The 17,532-nt window shown below is 65.2% G+C and carries 15 protein-coding genes; 10 read left to right on the top strand and 5 right to left on the bottom strand.

All coding sequences use genetic code 11. The annotated features are described in order from the left end of the window. The first annotated feature begins 102 nt into the window (after window positions 1-102). Genes QQZ18_RS17335 through mbfA form a run of 5 tightly spaced genes read left to right on the top strand, consistent with a single transcriptional unit; the run spans window position 103 to window position 4,020 of the window. Window positions 103-387, top strand: a complete 285-nt coding sequence (locus tag QQZ18_RS17335) for a PepSY domain-containing protein (protein WP_284542205.1) — start codon at window positions 103-105, stop codon at window positions 385-387. A 4-nt stretch (window positions 388-391) separates the two neighbouring features. After that, window positions 392-937, top strand: a complete 546-nt coding sequence (locus tag QQZ18_RS17330; protein ID WP_284542204.1) for a cytochrome b/b6 domain-containing protein — start codon at window positions 392-394, stop codon at window positions 935-937. Continuing rightward, window positions 937-1,638, top strand: a complete 702-nt coding sequence (locus QQZ18_RS17325) for a response regulator transcription factor (RefSeq protein WP_284542203.1) — start codon at window positions 937-939, stop codon at window positions 1,636-1,638. The genes QQZ18_RS17330 and QQZ18_RS17325 overlap by 1 nt, the downstream gene beginning before the upstream one ends. After that, entirely contained in the window at window positions 1,635-3,035 is a 1,401-nt protein-coding gene (locus QQZ18_RS17320) for a sensor histidine kinase (RefSeq protein WP_284542202.1), read from the top strand. The genes QQZ18_RS17325 and QQZ18_RS17320 overlap by 4 nt, the downstream gene beginning before the upstream one ends. Before the next feature lie 7 nt (window positions 3,036-3,042). Continuing rightward, complete coding sequence (gene mbfA / locus QQZ18_RS17315; RefSeq protein ID WP_284542252.1) at window positions 3,043-4,020, top strand: iron exporter MbfA; 978 nt, start codon at window positions 3,043-3,045, stop codon at window positions 4,018-4,020. 65 nt (window positions 4,021-4,085) lie between these two features. On the opposite strand, the gene acs is transcribed toward mbfA, so the two are convergent. The 5 genes from acs to QQZ18_RS17290 all read right to left on the bottom strand — a co-directional run bounded on the left by acs (window position 4,086) and on the right by QQZ18_RS17290 (window position 8,106). Then, window positions 4,086-6,029 carry an acetate--CoA ligase gene (acs, locus tag QQZ18_RS17310; protein WP_284542201.1) on the bottom strand — a complete coding sequence of 648 codons (1,944 nt, stop codon included), beginning with the start codon at window positions 6,027-6,029 and terminating at the stop codon, window positions 4,086-4,088. A gap of 120 nt (window positions 6,030-6,149) precedes the next feature. Continuing rightward, window positions 6,150-6,833 (bottom strand): class I SAM-dependent methyltransferase, encoded by a 684-nt coding sequence (locus tag QQZ18_RS17305; protein WP_284542200.1) that lies wholly within the window; start codon window positions 6,831-6,833, stop codon window positions 6,150-6,152. Continuing rightward, entirely contained in the window at window positions 6,800-7,213 is a 414-nt protein-coding gene (locus tag QQZ18_RS17300) for an EVE domain-containing protein (protein ID WP_284542199.1), read from the bottom strand. Before QQZ18_RS17300 ends, QQZ18_RS17305 begins: the two co-directional genes overlap by 34 nt. A 31-nt stretch (window positions 7,214-7,244) precedes the next feature. Beyond that, entirely contained in the window at window positions 7,245-7,529 is a 285-nt protein-coding gene (locus tag QQZ18_RS17295) for a YciI family protein (RefSeq protein WP_284542198.1), read from the bottom strand. Between the two features lie 253 nt (window positions 7,530-7,782). After that, a complete protein-coding gene (locus QQZ18_RS17290; protein ID WP_284542197.1) occupies window positions 7,783-8,106 on the bottom strand; it encodes a hypothetical protein in 324 nt (107 codons plus the stop codon). A 313-nt stretch (window positions 8,107-8,419) separates the two neighbouring features. On the opposite strand from QQZ18_RS17290, the gene QQZ18_RS17285 reads away from it, so the two are divergent. The 5 genes from QQZ18_RS17285 to pyc all read left to right on the top strand — a co-directional run bounded on the left by QQZ18_RS17285 (window position 8,420) and on the right by pyc (window position 17,456). Next, window positions 8,420-8,935, top strand: a complete 516-nt coding sequence (locus tag QQZ18_RS17285) for a peptide deformylase (RefSeq protein WP_284542196.1) — start codon at window positions 8,420-8,422, stop codon at window positions 8,933-8,935. 55 nt (window positions 8,936-8,990) lie between these two features. Then, window positions 8,991-9,782 carry a DeoR/GlpR family DNA-binding transcription regulator gene (locus QQZ18_RS17280; RefSeq protein WP_284542195.1) on the top strand — a complete coding sequence of 264 codons (792 nt, stop codon included), beginning with the start codon at window positions 8,991-8,993 and terminating at the stop codon, window positions 9,780-9,782. A gap of 219 nt (window positions 9,783-10,001) precedes the next feature. Further along, complete coding sequence (locus QQZ18_RS17275) at window positions 10,002-11,561, top strand: glucan biosynthesis protein (protein WP_284542194.1); 1,560 nt, start codon at window positions 10,002-10,004, stop codon at window positions 11,559-11,561. Next, entirely contained in the window at window positions 11,549-13,735 is a 2,187-nt protein-coding gene (gene mdoH, locus QQZ18_RS17270; protein ID WP_284542193.1) for a glucans biosynthesis glucosyltransferase MdoH, read from the top strand. Before QQZ18_RS17275 ends, mdoH begins: the two co-directional genes overlap by 13 nt. 280 nt (window positions 13,736-14,015) lie before the next feature. Next, a complete protein-coding gene (pyc, locus tag QQZ18_RS17265) occupies window positions 14,016-17,456 on the top strand; it encodes a pyruvate carboxylase (protein ID WP_284542192.1) in 3,441 nt (1,146 codons plus the stop codon). Window positions 17,457-17,532: the final 76 nt, after the last annotated feature.

Here is a 17,532-nt window from a genome sequence, read left to right as displayed (position 1 = left end):
GGCGCCATTCCCTCCTGCCGACAGGTGCCCGACAGGTTTCCCGATCCAAGGTGAGCGGGCCGGCGCGATCGACGCGCCGGCCCGTTTTTCGAGGACCCCCGCATGAAGATCTCTCTGGTTGCCGCCGCCTTCGCTCTGATGCTCACCCCGGTTGCCGCCTTCGCCGACGACGAGAATGCCAGTTGCACCAGCGCCGCGAAGGATACCTGGCTCAGCATCGATGCCATCAAGGCCAAGGCCGAGGCGGCCGGCTACAGCAAAATCAAGAAAGTGAAGATCGAGGGGACCTGCTACGAGGTCTACGCCTTCGACAAGGACGGCAAGAAGGCCGAGGTCCTGTTCAATCCGTCGACTGGCGAGAAGGCCGGTGACGAAGCGGGTGAGTGATCCCATGTCCGAAACGTCCGCCGGCGGCAATCCGCCGCGGACGGTCCGGGTCTGGGATCCGGTCGTCCGTCTGTTTCACTGGACGGTGGTCATTGCCGTCGGTCTCAACCTTTTCATCCTCAAGCCCGGTCGCCTTTATCACCGCTACGCCGGCTATGTCGTGATCGGCGCCGTGCTGATCCGGCTCGTCTGGGGCTTCATCGGCACCCGTCATGCCCGCTTCGGCGACTTCTTCCCAACGCCGTCCCGCCTCATTCCCTATCTCAAGGCGCTTTTCCGTCGTGAGGAGCCACGCCACCTCGGGCACAATCCAGCAGCCGCCGTGATGATGCTGGCCTTGATGGCGCTGCTGCTTGCCACCGCCATGACGGGTTGGATGACGACACTCGACGCCTTCTGGGGAGAAGACTGGCTTGAGGAGTTGCATGGCGGGCTCGCCAACGCCATCATGGTGCTGGCGCTGGTTCATGCGGCCGCCGCCATCGTCGTAAGCCTGCGACACCGCGAGAATCTTGTCTGGTCGATGGTCACGGGCAGAAAGCGCGCCTGATGCGTCTTCTCCTCGTCGAGGACAGTACCCGGCTCGTCGCCCTGCTCGGAGAAGCGGTGCGCGAAGCGGGGTGGCGTCTCGACGCGGTCGGCACGCTGGCCGAGGCGGAAGCGGCCATTGCCGCGACCGATTTCGACCTGATCCTGCTCGATCTTGGCTTGCCGGATGGCGACGGACTGGACCTTCTGCGCGCCATCCGTCGCTCCGCCGATGCAACGCCCGTGCTGATCCTCACCGCGCGCGGCTCGGTCGAGGAGCGCATTGCCGGCCTCGACGCTGGCGCCGACGACTATCTGGTCAAGCCGTTCCATCATCGTGAGTTCCTGGCGCGTTGCCGGGCGATGCTGCGGCGCTCGCTGACGGCGTTGCAGCCGGTGCTGGTCGCCGGCCGTCTCGCCTACGATCCGGCGGCGGCTCTGCTGACCGCCGACGGCGAACCCGTGGCGCTGCCGCCGCGCGAACGGGCGCTCTGCGAGACCTTGATGCGCGACGTCGGCCGTCTGGTGCCGCGCCGCCGGCTGGAGACGACGCTGTCCGACTATGACAGCGAGCTGACCGCCAATGCGCTCGACCTGGCGGTCTCGCGCCTGCGCAAAAAGCTCGACGGGGTCGGGAGCGGCGTTGAGATCGCCACGGTGCGGGGCCTTGGCTACCTGATGCGGGAGTGTTCTTCGGACAGTGCCGACGAGGGCGCCTCATGAGCGGGCACCGCCGAAAGCGGCTGGCCGGGCTGGTCGGTCGCCGCATCCTCGCCTTCGCGCTTCTAGCCATGCTGCTGCAGGTGGCCATGGTCTTCGCCCGCTACTGGTTCGATGACGAGGAGCTCGGCCATATCCTGGTCGAGCGCGAAACCGAGGCGATCGCGGCGTCCATCCATCGCGTGAACGGCCTTCTGACGCTCGACCCGGATGCGCCGGTGGTCGACCGCTACATGGGCGATGTCGATGACATCGACGGCGGTGGCCGCGCGGACGACGACGGCGCCGCCCTCGATCATCTGCCGCCGGCCACGTTCGTGCGTATCCGGGGCGCGGATGGGCGGATCATCCATTCCAATTGCGGCGAGGAGTGCGAGGAGCACTTCCTGCCGCCGCCGGGCAATGCGCCCGATTTCTGGCAACGGGCGATCGAGCCAGGCAAGCCGCTCAGCGTCGCCGGTGGGCGCGCTTTCGTCATCGATGGAGAACGCGTCCTCGTCGACGTCGCGGTCCTGCACGACCCCGGCCATTTCCTCGGCTCCATCCTTACCTACGAGATGATCGACCACATGCTGGTGCCGATGGGGCTAATGCTGGTGCTGACCGTCGGCGCCACCATCCTGTCGATCGGGGCGGCGCTCCGGCCGGTTTCCGCGGCGGCCCGGGCGGCGGATGCCCTCGATCCTCGGTCGCCGACGTCCCTGTCGATCGATGCCGCGATGCCCAGTGAAGTCGCAGGGCTCGTGGAGGCGATCAACAGGCTGTTCTCGCGGGCCGCCGAGATCATGACGGCGCAGAAAGTGTTTTCGGCCGCCGTCGCTCACGAGATACGCACCCCGCTGGCGGTGCTGCGACTCGAACTCGACCGGATCGACGATCCTCGCGCCCGCCGCGCCGAAGCCGATATCGAGCGCCTTCTGCATATCCTCGAGCAGTTGACGGACCTTGCCCGTCTCGACGTCGTCGAGGAGGCTGCCTTCGTCGAGACCGACCTTGCCGCTCTTGCCGCCGATGTGGTGGCCGACATGGCGCCCCTCGTTCTCGATAGAGGGGCGACCATCGCCTACGAGGGCGCCGGTCCCGTAGTGGTGAGATTGGTACCTTCGCTGATACAGAACGTCGTAAGAAATCTGATAGAGAACAGCCTCAAGCATGCCGGTCGCGGCGTCGATATCGTTGTGACGGTCTGCGAGGATGGCAGTCTCACTGTCTCCGACAACGGCTCAGGTTTTGTTCCGCGCGAGGCGCGGGGCGAGTTCGGTCGCGTGAAGGCGTCGGGGTCGCTCGGCCTCGGCCTTACCATCGTCGAGCGGATCGCCGTCCTGCACGGCGCGGCGCTGTCGATCCGTTCCGCGCCGGGCGAAGGTTCCAGTGCCCGCGTCGCCTTTGTTCGTTCGTGAGGACATGATGTTCAATTCACTTGGCAACCGACGCCGCTTTTCCGATCTCAACGAGCAGGAGATCCTGGCCCTGGCCATCTCCAGCGAGGAGGACGATGCCCGCATCTACGCGAGCTATGCCGAGAAGCTGCGCAAGGATTATCCGGCGACGGCGGCGATGTTCGACGAGATGGTCAAGGACGAGGACGGCCACCGCCGCTTCCTGATCGCCGAGCACGAGCGTCTGTTCGGGGCGGTGATCCCGCTGATCCGCCGCGAGCACGTTGCCGGCTACTACGCCCGCCAGCCGGTGTGGCTCGTCGAGAACCTCGGCATCGAGCGCATCCGCGAAGAGGCGGCGCGCATGGAGGCGCAGGCTTACGCTTTCTACACGGAGGCGGCCAAGCGCGTTTCGGACGCCGGCGCCCGTCGCCTGCTCGGAGATCTCGCCGAGCAGGAGCGCCACCACATGGAAGGCGCCGAAATCGCCCGCGAGGAGAACGTCGGACCTTCGGCCGAGAAGGAAGAGGCGATGGTTGCCCGTCGCCAGTTCATTCTCACCTACGTGCAGCCGGGTCTTGCCGGGCTGATGGACGGCTCGGTGTCGACGCTGGCGCCGATCTTCGCCACCGCCTTCGCCACGCAGAACTCCTGGACCACCTTCCAGGTCGCGCTCGCCGCCTCGGTCGGCGCCGGCATCTCTATGGGCTTTACCGAGGCTGCCCACGATGACGGCGTCATCTCGGGGCGCGGTTCGCCGATCAAGCGGGGCCTCGCCTCCGGCATCATGACGGCGATCGGTGGCCTGGGCCACGCGCTTCCCTATCTGGTGCCGAACTTCCACCTCGCCACGGGAATCGCGCTGGTCATCGTCTTCATCGAGCTGTGGGCCATCGCCGGTATCCAGAACCGCTACATGGAGACGCCGTTCTTCCGGGCGGTGATCCAGGTGGTCATCGGCGGCGCTCTGGTGCTTGCGGCCGGCATCCTGATCGGTGGCGGCTGACCTACCAAGCGTTGGTTGTGATTTTTGGAAGCGATCGGGGCGGCCTCTGCCGCCCCTTTCCATTGTCAGGCGTGCCGGTTCTGGCGGTGGTCGATGAGATCGGTCACCACGGACGGATCGGCCAGCGTCGACGTATCGCCGAGCGAGCCGAAGTCGTCCTCGGCGATCTTCCTGAGGATGCGGCGCATGATCTTGCCCGAGCGCGTCTTCGGCAGCCCCACGGCGAACTGGATCTTGTCGGGCGAGGCGATCGGGCCGATTTCCTTTCTCACCCACTGGGTCAGCTCCGAAGCGAGCGTGTCGGTCGGCGTCTCGCCTTCCATCAGCGTGACGTAGGCGTAGATGCCTTGGCCCTTGATGTCGTGGGGATAGCCGACGACGGCAGCCTCGGCCACCTTCGGGTGGGCCACCAGGGCGCTCTCCACTTCGGCCGTGCCCATGCGATGACCGGCGACGTTGATGACGTCGTCGACGCGGCCGGTGATCCAGTAATAGCCGTCCTCGTCGCGGCGGGCGCCGTCGCCGGTGAAGTACATGCCCTTGTAGGCCGAGAAATAGGTCTGCACGAAGCGGTCGTGATCGCCGTAGACAGTGCGCATCTGGCCGGGCCAGCTCGTCAGAAGCACGAGATTGCCCTCGGCCGGCCCTTCCAGCACGTTGCCGAGCGCGTCGACGATGGCCGGTTCCACGCCAAAGAACGGGCGCGTCGCCGATCCCGGCTTGAGCCGGGTGGCGCCGGGCAGCGGCGTGATCAGAATACCGCCGGTCTCCGTCTGCCACCAGGTGTCGACGATCGGGCAGCGGCCGTCGCCGACCACCCGATGGTACCAGAGCCATGCTTCCGGGTTGATCGGCTCGCCGACGGTGCCGAGAATGCGCAGCGAGGTTCGCGACGTGCTTTTCACCGCGTCCTCGCCATGGGCCATCAGCGAGCGGATGGCCGTCGGCGCCGTGTAGAAGATCGTCACCTTGTGGCGATCGATGACTTCCCAGAAGCGAGACGGGTTGGGATGGCTCGGCACGCCCTCGAACATCAGCGTCGTGGCGCCGTTGGCGAGCGGGCCGTAGATCACATAGGAGTGGCCGGTGACCCAGCCGACGTCGGCGGTACACCAGTAGATGTCGTCATCGTGGCAGTCGAACACCCACTGATGGGTGAGAGAGGCATAGACGAGATAGCCGCCCGTGGTATGCAGCACGCCCTTGGGACTGCCGGTGGATCCGGACGTGTAGAGGACGAACAGCGGGTCTTCGGCGCCCATCGGCGACACGGGACAATCCGTGGCGACGTCTTTCGCCGCATCGTCATAGTAGACGTCGCGCCCATCCTGCATGTTGACCGGCTTGCCGGTGCGGCGCACCACCAGCACCTTGGACACGTCCGGGCATTTTTCGAGCGCCGCATCGACGTTGGCCTTGAGCGGAACCCGGCGGCCGCCACGTATGCCCTCGTCGGCGGTGATGACCAGCGAACTGCCGGCGTCGCGGATGCGACCGGCGATGCTGTCCGGAGAGAAGCCGGCAAACACCGCCGAGTGAACCGCGCCGATCCGGACGACGGCCAGCATGGCGAAAGCAGCCTCGGGAATCATCGGCAGGTAGATGGTGACGCGGTCGCCGCGCCGGACGCCGGCTTCCTTCAGCACGTTGGCAAAGCGACAGACCTCCTCCTGAAGCTCGCGATAGGTGATGGCGCGCTGCTCGGCGGGGTCGTCGCCTTCCCAGAGGATCGCCACCTTGTCCGGCGTGCGATCGGCATGGCGGTCGACGCAGTTGTAGGCAACGTTGAGAATGCCGTCCTCGTACCAGCGGATCGATACGTGATGCGGGTCGTAGGAGGTATTCTTCACCCGCGTGAACGGTTTGATCCAGTCGAGTCGTCCGGCCATCGATGCCCAGAAGCCATCGGGATCGTCGATGGAGCGCCTGTAAAGCTCCAAATACTTGTCGTTGTCGATGAAGGCCGAAGCGGCAAGCGCCGCCGGCACCTCAAACACCTCACCGGACATCTGAAACCCTCCTCGCGCCAAGGCCCTCCTCGGCCATGCGCCAACTGGTTTCAGTATGGTCCGTCAAAACACGTAAATCCATTAGCCGCCCGGCTAATCACCAACTTCGAGTGGCTTCGGTCAGGTGAAACGCCAGACACGGGTGGTTCTGACGTCGCGGTCCTCGATGGCGCGCGGCACGGGCACTTCGTAGGTCGCCAGCGGCGCGATGCCGGTGGCCGGAAGATAGGCGCGGCCGGGGTCGCCGAACAGCACGGCGGCGCCTCCCGCCTGCGCGGCGCGCAGGAATGGCTCGACGCGAGAGGCCATCGGCCGTTCGTAGAAGACGTCGCCGGCCAGCACCACGTCGAAGCCGGCGGCGCCTTGGTCGAGGTAGTCGACGTCCGGTGCCTCCACCTCCACGCCGTTGTCGGCGGCGTTGATCAGGATGGCGGCGCGGGCGTATGGATCGATATCGGTGGCCACGACCTGGCGAGCGCCGGCGCGCTTGGCCGCGATGGCGACGATGCCCGAGCCGGAGGCGAAATCCAGCACGCGAGCGCCGCGGACGACCTCGGGATGGTCGAGCACATGGCGGGCGAGCGCCTGCCCGCCGGCCCAGGCGAAGGCCCAGAAGGGCGGTGGCAGCCCGTCCCGTCCGAGATCCGCTTCGGTTGCCTGCCAGAGGTCCATCGCCTCATCGGCGAGCCGTAGCCGCAGTTCCGGCACAAGCGGCGGCGCATGCGGCCGCGTCTCGCGCAGGACGAAGGCGCTTTCGCGAGATGGGCCGCTCACCGTTCGGCCATGGCGATGACGGTTTCCCATTCCTCGTCGGTCACCGGCTGCACGGAAAGGCGCATCGAGGTGACGAGGCTCATCTTGGACAACGAAGGTTCCGCCTTGATTTCGGCGAGCGTGACGGGGCGCTTGAGATCGCGGACCGCCCGCACGTCGACGCAGTCCCATCGCGGATCGTCGGTGGTGCTGTCGGGATGGGACGGGGCGATGACCTCGCAGATGCCGACAACGGCGAGGCCTTCGTTGGAGTGATAGAAGAAGCCCTGATCGCCCACGTTCATCGCCCGCATGTTGTTGCGGGCGAGGTAGTTGCGCACGCCGTCCCACTCGGTGCCGGCCGCACCCTTAGTCTTGAGGGCGGCGAAGGAGAACTTGAAAGGTTCGGACTTGAACAGCCAGTGGGCCATGGGCGCTCCCTGTCGCGGTCTGTCGGCGGCCTCAGCCCGGCGCGCCGATCACCCACTTCCACGGCTTGATGTCGACGCTCTCGAACAGGCCGGCCCGGGCATAGGGATCTTCCGCCAGTACCGTCTGCAGCGTCTTGAGATCGACGGCCTCGGTGATCAGCAGCGAGCCGATCATGTTGCCGGCATCGTCGAGATAGGGGCCTCCGACCAGGATGGTATCGGCGTTGGCCTTGACATATTCGAGATGGGCGGCGCGGTTGGCCTGCCGGACGGGGAGAAGCCCGATCTTGTCGATGCAACTGACGACATAATGCATGGTTCGCCTCGAATGCGACGATGGAATGAGGCGGACCCTAGTGCATTTCCCCGCCGGATGGAACCGTTGGATCGAAAGACCCGGCACTGAAACTCCCGGTCGTTGCTAGACAGGCTCGCCGCGCCGGCTTTGACGGGAAAACGCATGCAAATGGCCCCGGCGGAGGGCGCCGCCGAGGCCATTGATGGAACCGGAGTGTTGGGACGTGGGCGTCGTGTCCGGCCGTGCGCGTTCCGACGGCCGGGCCGATGCCTCAGATGGCGACGAGTTCCGGCACGGCCGATGTCGGGGTCGACACGCCGAGGGCGCGGTAATAGGCGGCTCCGATGCCGTCGATGATGCCGGGAGCGAAAACGTCGATCACCTCCGAGCGAACCCGGGCGGCATAGTCACCGGCGGCCGAGAGGAAGGTGAGCGGCGGGAAGACGAAGGTCCGCTCGGCGGAACTGACGGTTGGCGCCGACACGGCGGCCATCACGACCGACTTCGGAACGTTCATGCTGAAGGCAGAAGCACCGGTGGAGGAAGCAGCCACGAGAAGGGAGGCAAAGGCTGCGGCGACGAGAAGGCGTTTCATATTGCAGGACTCCGGAACGCGATTGCCTGCTTTCTAACAGGGGCGATTGAAAGCCTCGTTCCGAGATGAACGGCAATTTTTGCCTTTTTTGCAGGTTTTCGTTAACCCGCGTCCGGTCCTCATTTATCGTTCGTTTACCATGTTGGGGTCGAGTTTACAGTAACTTGGCGGGAATGGCGGGTCTCTGCGGTTTTTGCGGTGAACAGCCGTTAGGAAGTCTGAATAATTCATCCAGATTAAATATTACTACGTATGAATTTCCCCCAGTTGGCGGTGTTAGGGCTCTGTTGACTCTGGTGAGAGATTTCCAGCCATGACGGTGCAACCTCTTTTGACCTATCCCGATCCGAGGCTTCGCTCGGTTGCCGAGGCGGTGGCCGTTTTCGATGACGGGCTTGCGGCTCTTGCCGCCGATCTTGTCGCCGCCGTCGAGCGCGCGCCGGCCATCGGTCTCGCCGCGCCTCACATCGGCGTTCTCCGGCGGGTGATCGCCGTGAGACCATCGAGCGGGGCGGCGATCCACGTCTATTTCAACCCGTCGATCGAGCGGTTTTCCGCCGAAACCATGGTCAACGAGGAGGGCTCGGTCGCCATGCCCGGCGTCAGCGCCGAGGTCGAGCGACCGCGGGCGGTGCGTATCGTCTACTCCCACCTTGACGGCAGGCGGGACGCCGAGGAGGCGGACGGTTTCCATGCCGCCGTGCTGCAGCACGAAATCGATCAGCTCGACGGCATATTCTGGATCGACCGGTTGTCGCGGCTCAAAAGGGAACGGCTGCTGAAGCGTTATCAGAAGCTCGGTGCCCGCTCCGCCATTTTGTCGCCGTGAGATTTCCCCATTCGTCGCTAGACTGCGCCCGCGAAACGTTCGCCCCGAGAAAGCCATGCTGATCGATCGCCAACATGCCATCCTGGATCTTGCCCGCGAGGTCGGCCGCGTTCTGGTCGACGATCTTGCCGCGCGTTTCGAGGTGTCTCCGCAGACCATCCGCAAGGACCTCAACGAACTTTGCGACCGCCGCCTGCTCGCCCGCGTGCACGGCGGCGCGGTACTGGCATCGACGGTGAAGAACGTCGGCTACGAGGCGCGCCGCCAGATCGCCGCTGCCGAGAAACGGGCGATCGCGGAAGCCGCCGCCGCGCTCATTCCCAACGACGCGTCGCTGTTCATCAACATCGGGACCACCACGGAGGCGGTGGCGCAGGCGCTGCTGCAGCACTCCGGTTTGATGGTGATCACCAACAACATCAATGTCGCCAATCTGATGCGCGCCTACTCTGGCATCGAAGTGGTGATTGCCGGCGGGCAGGTGCGCCACGCCGACGGTGGCATCATCGGCGAGGCGGCTGTGGATTTCATTCGCCAGTTCAAGGTGGATTTCGCCATCGTCGGCACGTCGGCGATCGACGAGGATGGCGCGCTTTTCGACTACGATTTCCGCGAGGTGAAGGTCGCCCAGGCGATCATCGCCAACGCCCGGCGGGTGATCCTGGTGGCCGACGAGACCAAGTTCGAACGCACCGCACCGGTCAGGATCGGGTCCGTCGCTCAGGTGGACGTGTTCGTCACCGATCGCTGCCCTCGGGACGGCGTGCGGCAGCTGTGCGCGGAGGCGGAGGTGGAGCTCATCGAGACCGCTTCCCGTCATGGCGGGCATGCGGGCGAGGCTGTATAATTTCGATGGCCGGCAGCGTATGGTTCTATGCACCAACGTGCCGGTCTGGTATCCAAATGCCATGTTGGAATCCAACGGGTAAGAGGGCATTTTCGGGACTTCGGACGAGCCGGCGCCGCACCTTGGCGACGTGACGGAAATTTTGTGTTTCGTCCCCTGTTCCCGCGCCCATAGTGAATGACGAGTGGAGCCGCTGTGGACCTTTCTGTCGGGAATCCCATGATTGATCGCCGTGATTTTCTTGCCCGTGCGCTGACGGCGGTGGGTGCCGTCGTGGTCGCGACCGGGGTTCCGGCTGCGGCGCGGGCGGCAACCTTGCAGCATCAGTTCGCGGTGACCGGACCGTTCACCCGATCGACGGTGGCCGAGATCGCGCGCGCCCTCTCCAAGAAGCCCTACGAGGCGCCGGATACGAGCCTGCCGTCGATCCTCGAGAACCTCACCTACGATCAGTATCGCGACATCCGCTTCCGTCCGGAAACGGCCATCTGGGCCGACAAGGGCTTGCCCTACCAGATGCAGCTCTTCCATCGCGGGTCCTATTTCAAGGATCCCGTCGAGATGGCGCTCGTCGAGAACGGGCAGGCGACCCACGTTCCCTACGATCCCAATCTGTTCAATTACGGGCCGCTGGTACCCCAGCCGATTCCGGCGGAGGACATCGGTTTCTCGGGTTTCCGCCTGCATTCGCCGCTCAACAAACCCGACGTGTTCGACGAGGTGCTGGTTTTCCAGGGCGCGAGCTATTTCCGCTCGCTGGGCAAGGACGAAGTCTACGGCCTTTCGGCGCGCGGCCTCGCCCTCAAGACCGCCGATCCCGAGGGAGAAGAGTTTCCGCTGTTCCGCGCCTTCTGGGTGGAAACGCCGACGGCCGGCTCGGACACCTGCGTCGTCAATGCCTTGCTCGACAGCCCTTCGGTCGCCGGTGCCTACCGGTTCACCATCCGGCCGGGTCTGCCGACCACCATCGATGTCGAAGCGCAGCTGTTCCCGCGCGCCGATCTCGAGAAGGTCGGTCTCGCTCCGGGCACTTCGATGTTCTTCTTCTCGGCCAATGGCCGCACCGACATCGACGACTTCCGTCCGGAGGTGCATGACTCCGACGGCATGCTGATGGTTACCGGCCGGGGCGATCGCTGGTGGCGTCCGCTCGCCAATCCGAAGGAACTGCAGATCTCCGCCTTCCAGGACCGCAGCCCGCGCGGCTTTGGGCTCGTTCAGCGCAATCGCGGTTTCGGGTCCTATCAGGATCTCGAGGCCGCCTATCAGAAGCGGCCGTCGCTGTGGATCGAGCCGGTGGGCGACTGGGGCGCCGGCGCGGTGACCTTGGTGGAAATTCCGACCAACTCGGAAATCCATGACAACATCGTCGCCTACTGGGCCCCTCAGGACAAAATCCCCGCCGGTACGGAATTCTTCTTCGCCTACCGCCTGTTCTGGGGCAGCGACCCGGCCCTCGGGGCTGGCGCCGCCTACGTCACCGCGACCCGGTCGGGCCGGGCAGGCATCGGCGGGCCGACGCCGGTTCGGCTGTTCGTCATCGACTACAGCTTTTTCGAGGGCGTCGATCCGGCCAAGCTCGGCGCTGCCAAGGCGTCGGTGCAGGCGTCCAAGGGAACGGTCAAGAACGTCGTCGTCATCGCCAATCCCGAAACGGGTGGCATGCGCCTCAGCTTCGAACTGGATCCGCAGAACGAGACCCTGATCGAGCTTACGGCGGCGCTTGCCTTTGAAGCGGGGCAGACAGCGGAGACCTGGGCCTTCCGATGGACAGCATAGTTCGCGACGTCGCCGTCAGCGGGCGATACGCAACGGGCATGCCGCCGGAACATCCGGCGGACATGCCCGCCCAGAATCTCAAGCGCTTCCGCCGCAAAGACAGGCGTCGTCTGGTGAACCCTGCCAGCCGCTCGTCGTTTCTGAAGCGCTTCGCAGTCATCGGTGGCACGGCAGCGCTGCTCGCCTATGCCTTTAACGAGATGTACGCGGTGCTGGCGCTGGGCGACCTGACGCCGATCGAACGCGTCGTGCTCGTCCTGTTCACGGTGACCTTCGCCTGGATCGCCTTGTCGTCCGTCGCGGCCATCTTCGGCTTCTTCAAGCTGGTTTCCCGGCGGTTCTCCCGTCCGGCGCCCTGGTCGGACGAGCCGCTGCGCAAGCGCACGGCGATGTTGATGCCGACCTATAACGAGGATCCTTCGCGCGTTTTCGCCGCCATCGAGGCGATGGCCCGCGACGTCGAATCGCTCGGGCAGAGCCACGCCTTCGACTGGTTCGTCCTGGCCGACACCACCGATCCCGAAGTGGTGTTGCAGGAAGAGGCGGCGCTGCTCGCCGCCCGTGATCGTATCGGCAGCTTCACTCGCATCTATTATCGCCGGCGGCGCAACAACACCGCCAAGAAGGCCGGCAACGTCGGCGACTTCTGCAAGCGTTGGGCCAGCGCCTACGACCATCTTCTGGTTCTCGATGCCGACAGTCTGATGGAAGGGCGGACAATCGTCGAATTGGCTCGCCGGATGGAAGCCGATCCCGACGCCGGCCTCATTCAGACCATTCCGATGCTGGTCAACGGCACGACGGTGATGGCCCGACTGCAGCAGTTCGCCGGCCGTGTTTACGGACCGGTGGTCGGCACCGGCCTTTCCTGGTGGGTGCAGAAGGAAGGCAACTTCTGGGGCCACAACGCGATCATCCGCACCGAGGCCTTCCTGAACTCGGCCGGTCTTCCCGAACTCTCCGGCAAGCCGCCGTTCGGCGGCCACATCATGAGCCACGACTTCGTCGAGGCCGCGCTGATCCGGCGTGCCGGCTGGAACGTCATCATCGCCGACGACTTGTCCGGCTCCTATGAGGAAAGCCCGCCGTCGCTGGTCGATCTGGCCGTTCGCGATCGTCGCTGGTGTCAGGGCAACCTGCAGCACCTGAAGGTGATCGGCGGGCGTGGGCTGCACTGGGTGTCGCGTTCGCACATCCTCACCGGCATCATGAGCTATCTTGCCTCGCCGCTCTGGCTGTTGCTGATCCTGTCCGGTCTCGCCCTGACGCTGCAGGCCCACTACATTCGGCCGGAGTATTTCAAGGACGAGTTCCAGCTGTTTCCCTCGTGGCCTCGCATCGACGCCGAGCGGGCGCTTGCCTTGTTCGCGCTGACGATGGGCGTTCTGTTCCTGCCGAAAATTCTCGGACTCATTGCCTTCTTCTTCAACTCCCGCGACCGCAAGGCCGCTGGCGGCTTCCTCGGCCTCATTCTGTCCTTCATCTTCGAGGTGATCGTGTCGGCGCTGGTCGCCCCGATCATGATGCTGATCCAGACCGGCGCCGTCACAGAGATCGTGCTGCACCGGGACGCCGGCTGGAAACCGCAGCGGCGCGACGATGGCGGCCTGCCGCTCCGTGACCTGATCATCCGCCATCGTTGGCACGTGCTGGCCGGCATCGCCTTGGCCTGGGCAGCCATTGCCGACAGCTGGGTGTTGTTCGCCTGGTTGTCGCCAGCCATTCTGGGCATGGTGTTCGCCGTACCGATTTCCGGACTGACCGGCTCCAACGCCGTCGGCCGTTTCGTGAAATGGCTGGGTCTCCTGAGGATCCCTGAAGAGCGTCTTTGTCCCGGTATCCAGGGGCGCATGGAGGAGGCCCGCCCGGCCTATGTGGAGGCGATTGCCACTGCACCGAGCCTGGTCGACATCGTCGCCGATCCCGAACTTCTGATGCAGCATCTGGCGCTGATCGACCGCATGGCGCCGCGCCCACCTGGCCGGGTCGATCCGGTGTCGGCGCTGGCACTGGCCAAGGTCGGCGAGGCCGAGACCATCGAGGAGGGCGTCTCTTTCCTCGATGCCAAGGAACGGGCGACGTTGATCGCCACGCCGCGCATTCTCGACGCGCTGGCCCAGAAGCCGCTCAACCGTCAGGTCATGGCGGTGCAAGCGGCGGCGCGTACCGCCTGAGAAAAGCGGTGGCGGTCAGCCGCCATCGCCATGCATGCCGAAGGAAGCCGGTATGCATGTTTTGCATGAACCATTCCTCTTTCGACTGGAATGCGTTGCCATCATCCGGCTAAGTGACGACGAAATCTCGCAAATCTAAATCGGTTTGATCGTTCGGACACCGAACGGCGCGTTTTCCCCTCTCCAAAAGGACAAGGGCGAAAAGCGTCGTTGGGATATGACATTAGCCGTCAAGCCTGCTAGGGAAACCACCAACGTAGTTTCCCTTATGGAGCTTGCCGTGCCGATCACCAAGGTGCTTGTCGCCAACCGATCCGAAATCGCCATCCGCGTTTTCCGCGCCGCCAACGAGCTCGGGCTGAAGACGGTGGCCGTCTATGCCGAGGAGGATCGGCTGGCGTTGCACCGCTTCAAGGCTGACGAGGCCTACCAGATCGGTGCCGGATTGGGGCCGATCGAGGCCTATCTCAGCATTCCCGAGATCTTGCGCGTCGCCAAGGAATCGAAGGCCGATGCCATCCACCCGGGCTATGGCCTCCTGTCGGAGAGTCCGGAGTTCGCCGAAGCCTGCCGCGACGCCGGTATCACCTTTATCGGGCCGTCGCCGGAAACCATGCGCCAGCTCGGCAACAAGGTGGCGGCGCGCAATCTCGCCATCGAGGCGGGCGTGCCGGTGATGCCGGCCACCGATCCGCTGCCGGACGACATGGAAGTGGTGAAGGCCGAGGCCAAGCGCATCGGCTATCCGGTGATGCTCAAGGCGTCGTGGGGCGGCGGCGGCCGCGGCATGCGCGTCATTCGCGACGAAGCGACGCTGCTGCGCGAAGTGGTGACGGCCAAGCGCGAGGCAATGGCGGCCTTCGGCAAGGACGAGGTCTACCTCGAAAAGCTGGTGGAACGGGCCCGTCACGTCGAGGTGCAGATCCTCGGCGATACCCACGGCAACATCGTCCACCTCTTCGAGCGCGATTGCTCGGTGCAGCGGCGCCACCAGAAGGTGGTCGAGCGCGCGCCGGCGCCCTACCTCACCGACGCCCAGCGCGAGGAAATCACCAGCTACGGCGTCACCATCGCCAAGGCGGCCAACTACTACAGCGCCGGCACCGTCGAGTTCCTGATGGATTCCGATAGTGGCTCGTTCTATTTCATCGAGGTCAATCCGCGCATCCAGGTCGAGCACACCGTCACCGAGGAGGTGACCGGCATTGACGTGGTGCGTGCCCAGATCCGCATTCTCGAAGGCGCCAAGATCGGCTCGCCGGAGTCGGGCGTGCCGGTGCAGGACGAGATTCGCCTGCACGGTCACGCGCTGCAGTGCCGCGTCACCACCGAGGATCCGGAGCAGAACTTCATTCCCGACTACGGTCGCATCACCGCTTATCGCGGCGCCACCGGTTTCGGCATCCGCCTCGACGGCGGCACCGCCTATGCCGGCGCGGTGATCACCCGTTTTTACGATCCGCTGCTCGAGAAGGTCACCGCCTGGGCGCCGACTCCCATCGAGGCGATCAACCGGATGATGCGGGCGCTGCGCGAATTCCGCATTCGCGGCGTCGCCACCAACCTCACGTTCCTCGAGAGCATCATCTCGCACCCGAAGTTCCAGCAGAACCGCTACACCACCCGCTTCATCGACGAGACGCCGGAGCTGTTCCAGCTGGTGAAGCGCAAGGACCGGGCGACCAAGCTGCTGACCTACATCGCCGATGTCACCGTCAACGGCCATCCGGAGACCCGCAGCCGCCCGAAGCCGGGTGAGGGGCCGAAGCCGGTCGTGCCGACCTTCTCCGGCGGGATCACCCCGGGCACGCGCGATCTTCTGACCTCGCGCGGGCCGGAGGCGCTCGCCAAGTGGATTCGCGAGCAGACCAACGTGCTGGTCAGCGACACCACCATGCGCGACGGACACCAGTCGCTTCTGGCGACGCGCATGCGTACCCATGACATGGCCAACATCGCCGAGGCCTACGCCCGTGGGCTGCCGGGTCTGTTCAGCCTGGAATGCTGGGGCGGCGCAACGTTCGACGTCTCCATGCGTTTCCTGACCGAGGATCCGTGGGAGCGTCTGGCCAAGATCCGCGACAAGGCGCCCAACATCCTGATGCAGATGCTGCTGCGCGGCTCGAACGGCGTCGGCTACAAGAACTACGCCGACAACGTCGTCCGCCATTTCGTGCAGCAGGCCGCCGCCAGCGGCGTCGACGTGTTCCGTGTGTTCGACTGCCTCAACTGGATCGACAACATGCGCGTCTCGATGGACGCCGTGCTCGACCAGGGCAAGGTGCTCGAGGCGGCCATCTGCTATACCGGCGACATCCTCGATCCCGACCGCGCCAAGTACGACCTCAAGTATTACGTCGGCATGACGCGTGAGCTGGAGCATGCCGGCGCCCACATCATCGCCATCAAGGACATGGCCGGCCTGTTGAAGCCGGCGGCGGCCCGCGTACTGTTCCGGGCGATGCGCGAGGCCACCGACCTGCCGATCCACTTCCACACCCACGACACCTCCGGCATCGCCGCAGCGTCGGTGCTGGCCGCGGTGGAGGAGGGCGTCGACATCATCGATGCCGCCATGGACGCCTTCTCCGGCAACACCTCGCAGCCTTGCCTCGGCTCGCTCGTGGCGGCGCTCGAAGGCGGGCCTCGGCCGACCGGTCTCGACCAGCAGGCCATTCGCCGCATTTCCTTCTACTGGGAGGCGGTGCGCCACAAGTACGCCGCCTTCGAGAACGACCTCAAAGGACCGGCCTCGGAGGTCTACCTCCACGAGATGCCGGGCGGCCAGTTCACCAACCTCAAGGAACAGGCCCGCGCCCTTGGTTTGGAAACACGCTGGCACGAGGTGGCCAAGACCTATGCCGACGTCAACCGCATGTTCGGCGACATCGTCAAGGTGACGCCGTCGTCGAAGGTGGTGGGCGACATGGCGCTTCTGATGGTCTCCTCCGCGCTCACTCCGGCGGATGTTCTCGACCCGGAGAAGGATGTCGCCTTCCCCGACTCGGTCGTCGAAATGTTCCACGGCGACCTTGGACAGCCGCCCGGCGGTTGGCCGAAGGAGCTTCAGGCCAAGATCCTGAAGGGGGCCGAGCCGATCACCGTGCCGCCGGGATCGCTGATTCCGCCGGTCGACCTCGAAGCGGCGCGCGCCGAGCTGGCCGAGAAGCTTTCCTGGGCGCCGACCGATCAGGACCTCGCCAGCTACCTCATGTATCCCAAGGTGTTCCTCGACTTTGCCAAGTCGCAGGAGACCTATGGGCCGACCTCGGTGTTGCCGACGCCGGTCTACTTCTATGGCATGCAGGCCGGCGACGAGCTGAACATCGAGCTTGAGCGCGGCAAGTCGCTGGTGCTGATCTGCCAGGCAATCGGCGAGCCGGACAACGAGGGCATGGTGCGGGTGTTCTTCGAACTCAACGGCCAGCCGCGCATGGTGCGCGTGCCCGATCGCTCGAGCGCGGCTTCGGTGCGAGCGCAGCGCCGCAAGGCCGATGCCAGCGATCCGGGCCACGTGGCGGCGCCGATGCCGGGCGTCGTGTCGACGCTGGCGGTGAAGGCGGGCCAGACGGTGAAGGCGGGCGACGTGCTGCTGTCCATCGAGGCGATGAAGATGGAAACGTCCATTCACGCCGAGCGCGACGGCACCGTCACCGAGGTTCTCGTCGCCGCCGGCGCCCAGATCGACGCCAAGGACCTGCTGGTGGTGCTCGGCGAATAAGGGCTAGGCCCCATTGCACTAAAAAGGGGTGGCCGGCGAAAGCCGGCCATCTCATATTTCCGGGGGGGCGCGCCCC

This window comes from Pleomorphomonas sp. T1.2MG-36, assembly GCF_950100655.1.
Taxonomy (GTDB): domain Bacteria; phylum Pseudomonadota; class Alphaproteobacteria; order Rhizobiales; family Pleomorphomonadaceae; genus Pleomorphomonas.
The sequence above is the reverse complement of the archived record's forward strand: the minus strand, read 5'-3'. Positions and strand labels throughout refer to the sequence as shown.

What these genes read in the sequence shown, in the direction of transcription:
- QQZ18_RS17335 (WP_284542205.1), top strand. Translation starts at nt 103, where the DNA reads ATGAAGATCTCTCTGGTTGCCGCCGCCTTCGCTCTGATGCTCACCCCG.
- QQZ18_RS17330 (WP_284542204.1), top strand. Translation starts at nt 392, where the DNA reads ATGTCCGAAACGTCCGCCGGCGGCAATCCGCCGCGGACGGTCCGGGTC.
- QQZ18_RS17325 (WP_284542203.1), top strand. Translation starts at nt 937, where the DNA reads ATGCGTCTTCTCCTCGTCGAGGACAGTACCCGGCTCGTCGCCCTGCTC.
- QQZ18_RS17320 (WP_284542202.1), top strand. Translation starts at nt 1,635, where the DNA reads ATGAGCGGGCACCGCCGAAAGCGGCTGGCCGGGCTGGTCGGTCGCCGC.
- mbfA (WP_284542252.1), top strand. Translation starts at nt 3,043, where the DNA reads ATGTTCAATTCACTTGGCAACCGACGCCGCTTTTCCGATCTCAACGAG.
- acs (WP_284542201.1), bottom strand. Translation starts at nt 6,029, where the DNA reads ATGTCCGGTGAGGTGTTTGAGGTGCCGGCGGCGCTTGCCGCTTCGGCC.
- QQZ18_RS17305 (WP_284542200.1), bottom strand. Translation starts at nt 6,833, where the DNA reads ATGGGAAACCGTCATCGCCATGGCCGAACGGTGAGCGGCCCATCTCGC.
- QQZ18_RS17300 (WP_284542199.1), bottom strand. Translation starts at nt 7,213, where the DNA reads ATGGCCCACTGGCTGTTCAAGTCCGAACCTTTCAAGTTCTCCTTCGCC.
- QQZ18_RS17295 (WP_284542198.1), bottom strand. Translation starts at nt 7,529, where the DNA reads ATGCATTATGTCGTCAGTTGCATCGACAAGATCGGGCTTCTCCCCGTC.
- QQZ18_RS17290 (WP_284542197.1), bottom strand. Translation starts at nt 8,106, where the DNA reads ATGAAACGCCTTCTCGTCGCCGCAGCCTTTGCCTCCCTTCTCGTGGCT.
- QQZ18_RS17285 (WP_284542196.1), top strand. Translation starts at nt 8,420, where the DNA reads ATGACGGTGCAACCTCTTTTGACCTATCCCGATCCGAGGCTTCGCTCG.
- QQZ18_RS17280 (WP_284542195.1), top strand. Translation starts at nt 8,991, where the DNA reads ATGCTGATCGATCGCCAACATGCCATCCTGGATCTTGCCCGCGAGGTC.
- QQZ18_RS17275 (WP_284542194.1), top strand. Translation starts at nt 10,002, where the DNA reads ATGATTGATCGCCGTGATTTTCTTGCCCGTGCGCTGACGGCGGTGGGT.
- mdoH (WP_284542193.1), top strand. Translation starts at nt 11,549, where the DNA reads ATGGACAGCATAGTTCGCGACGTCGCCGTCAGCGGGCGATACGCAACG.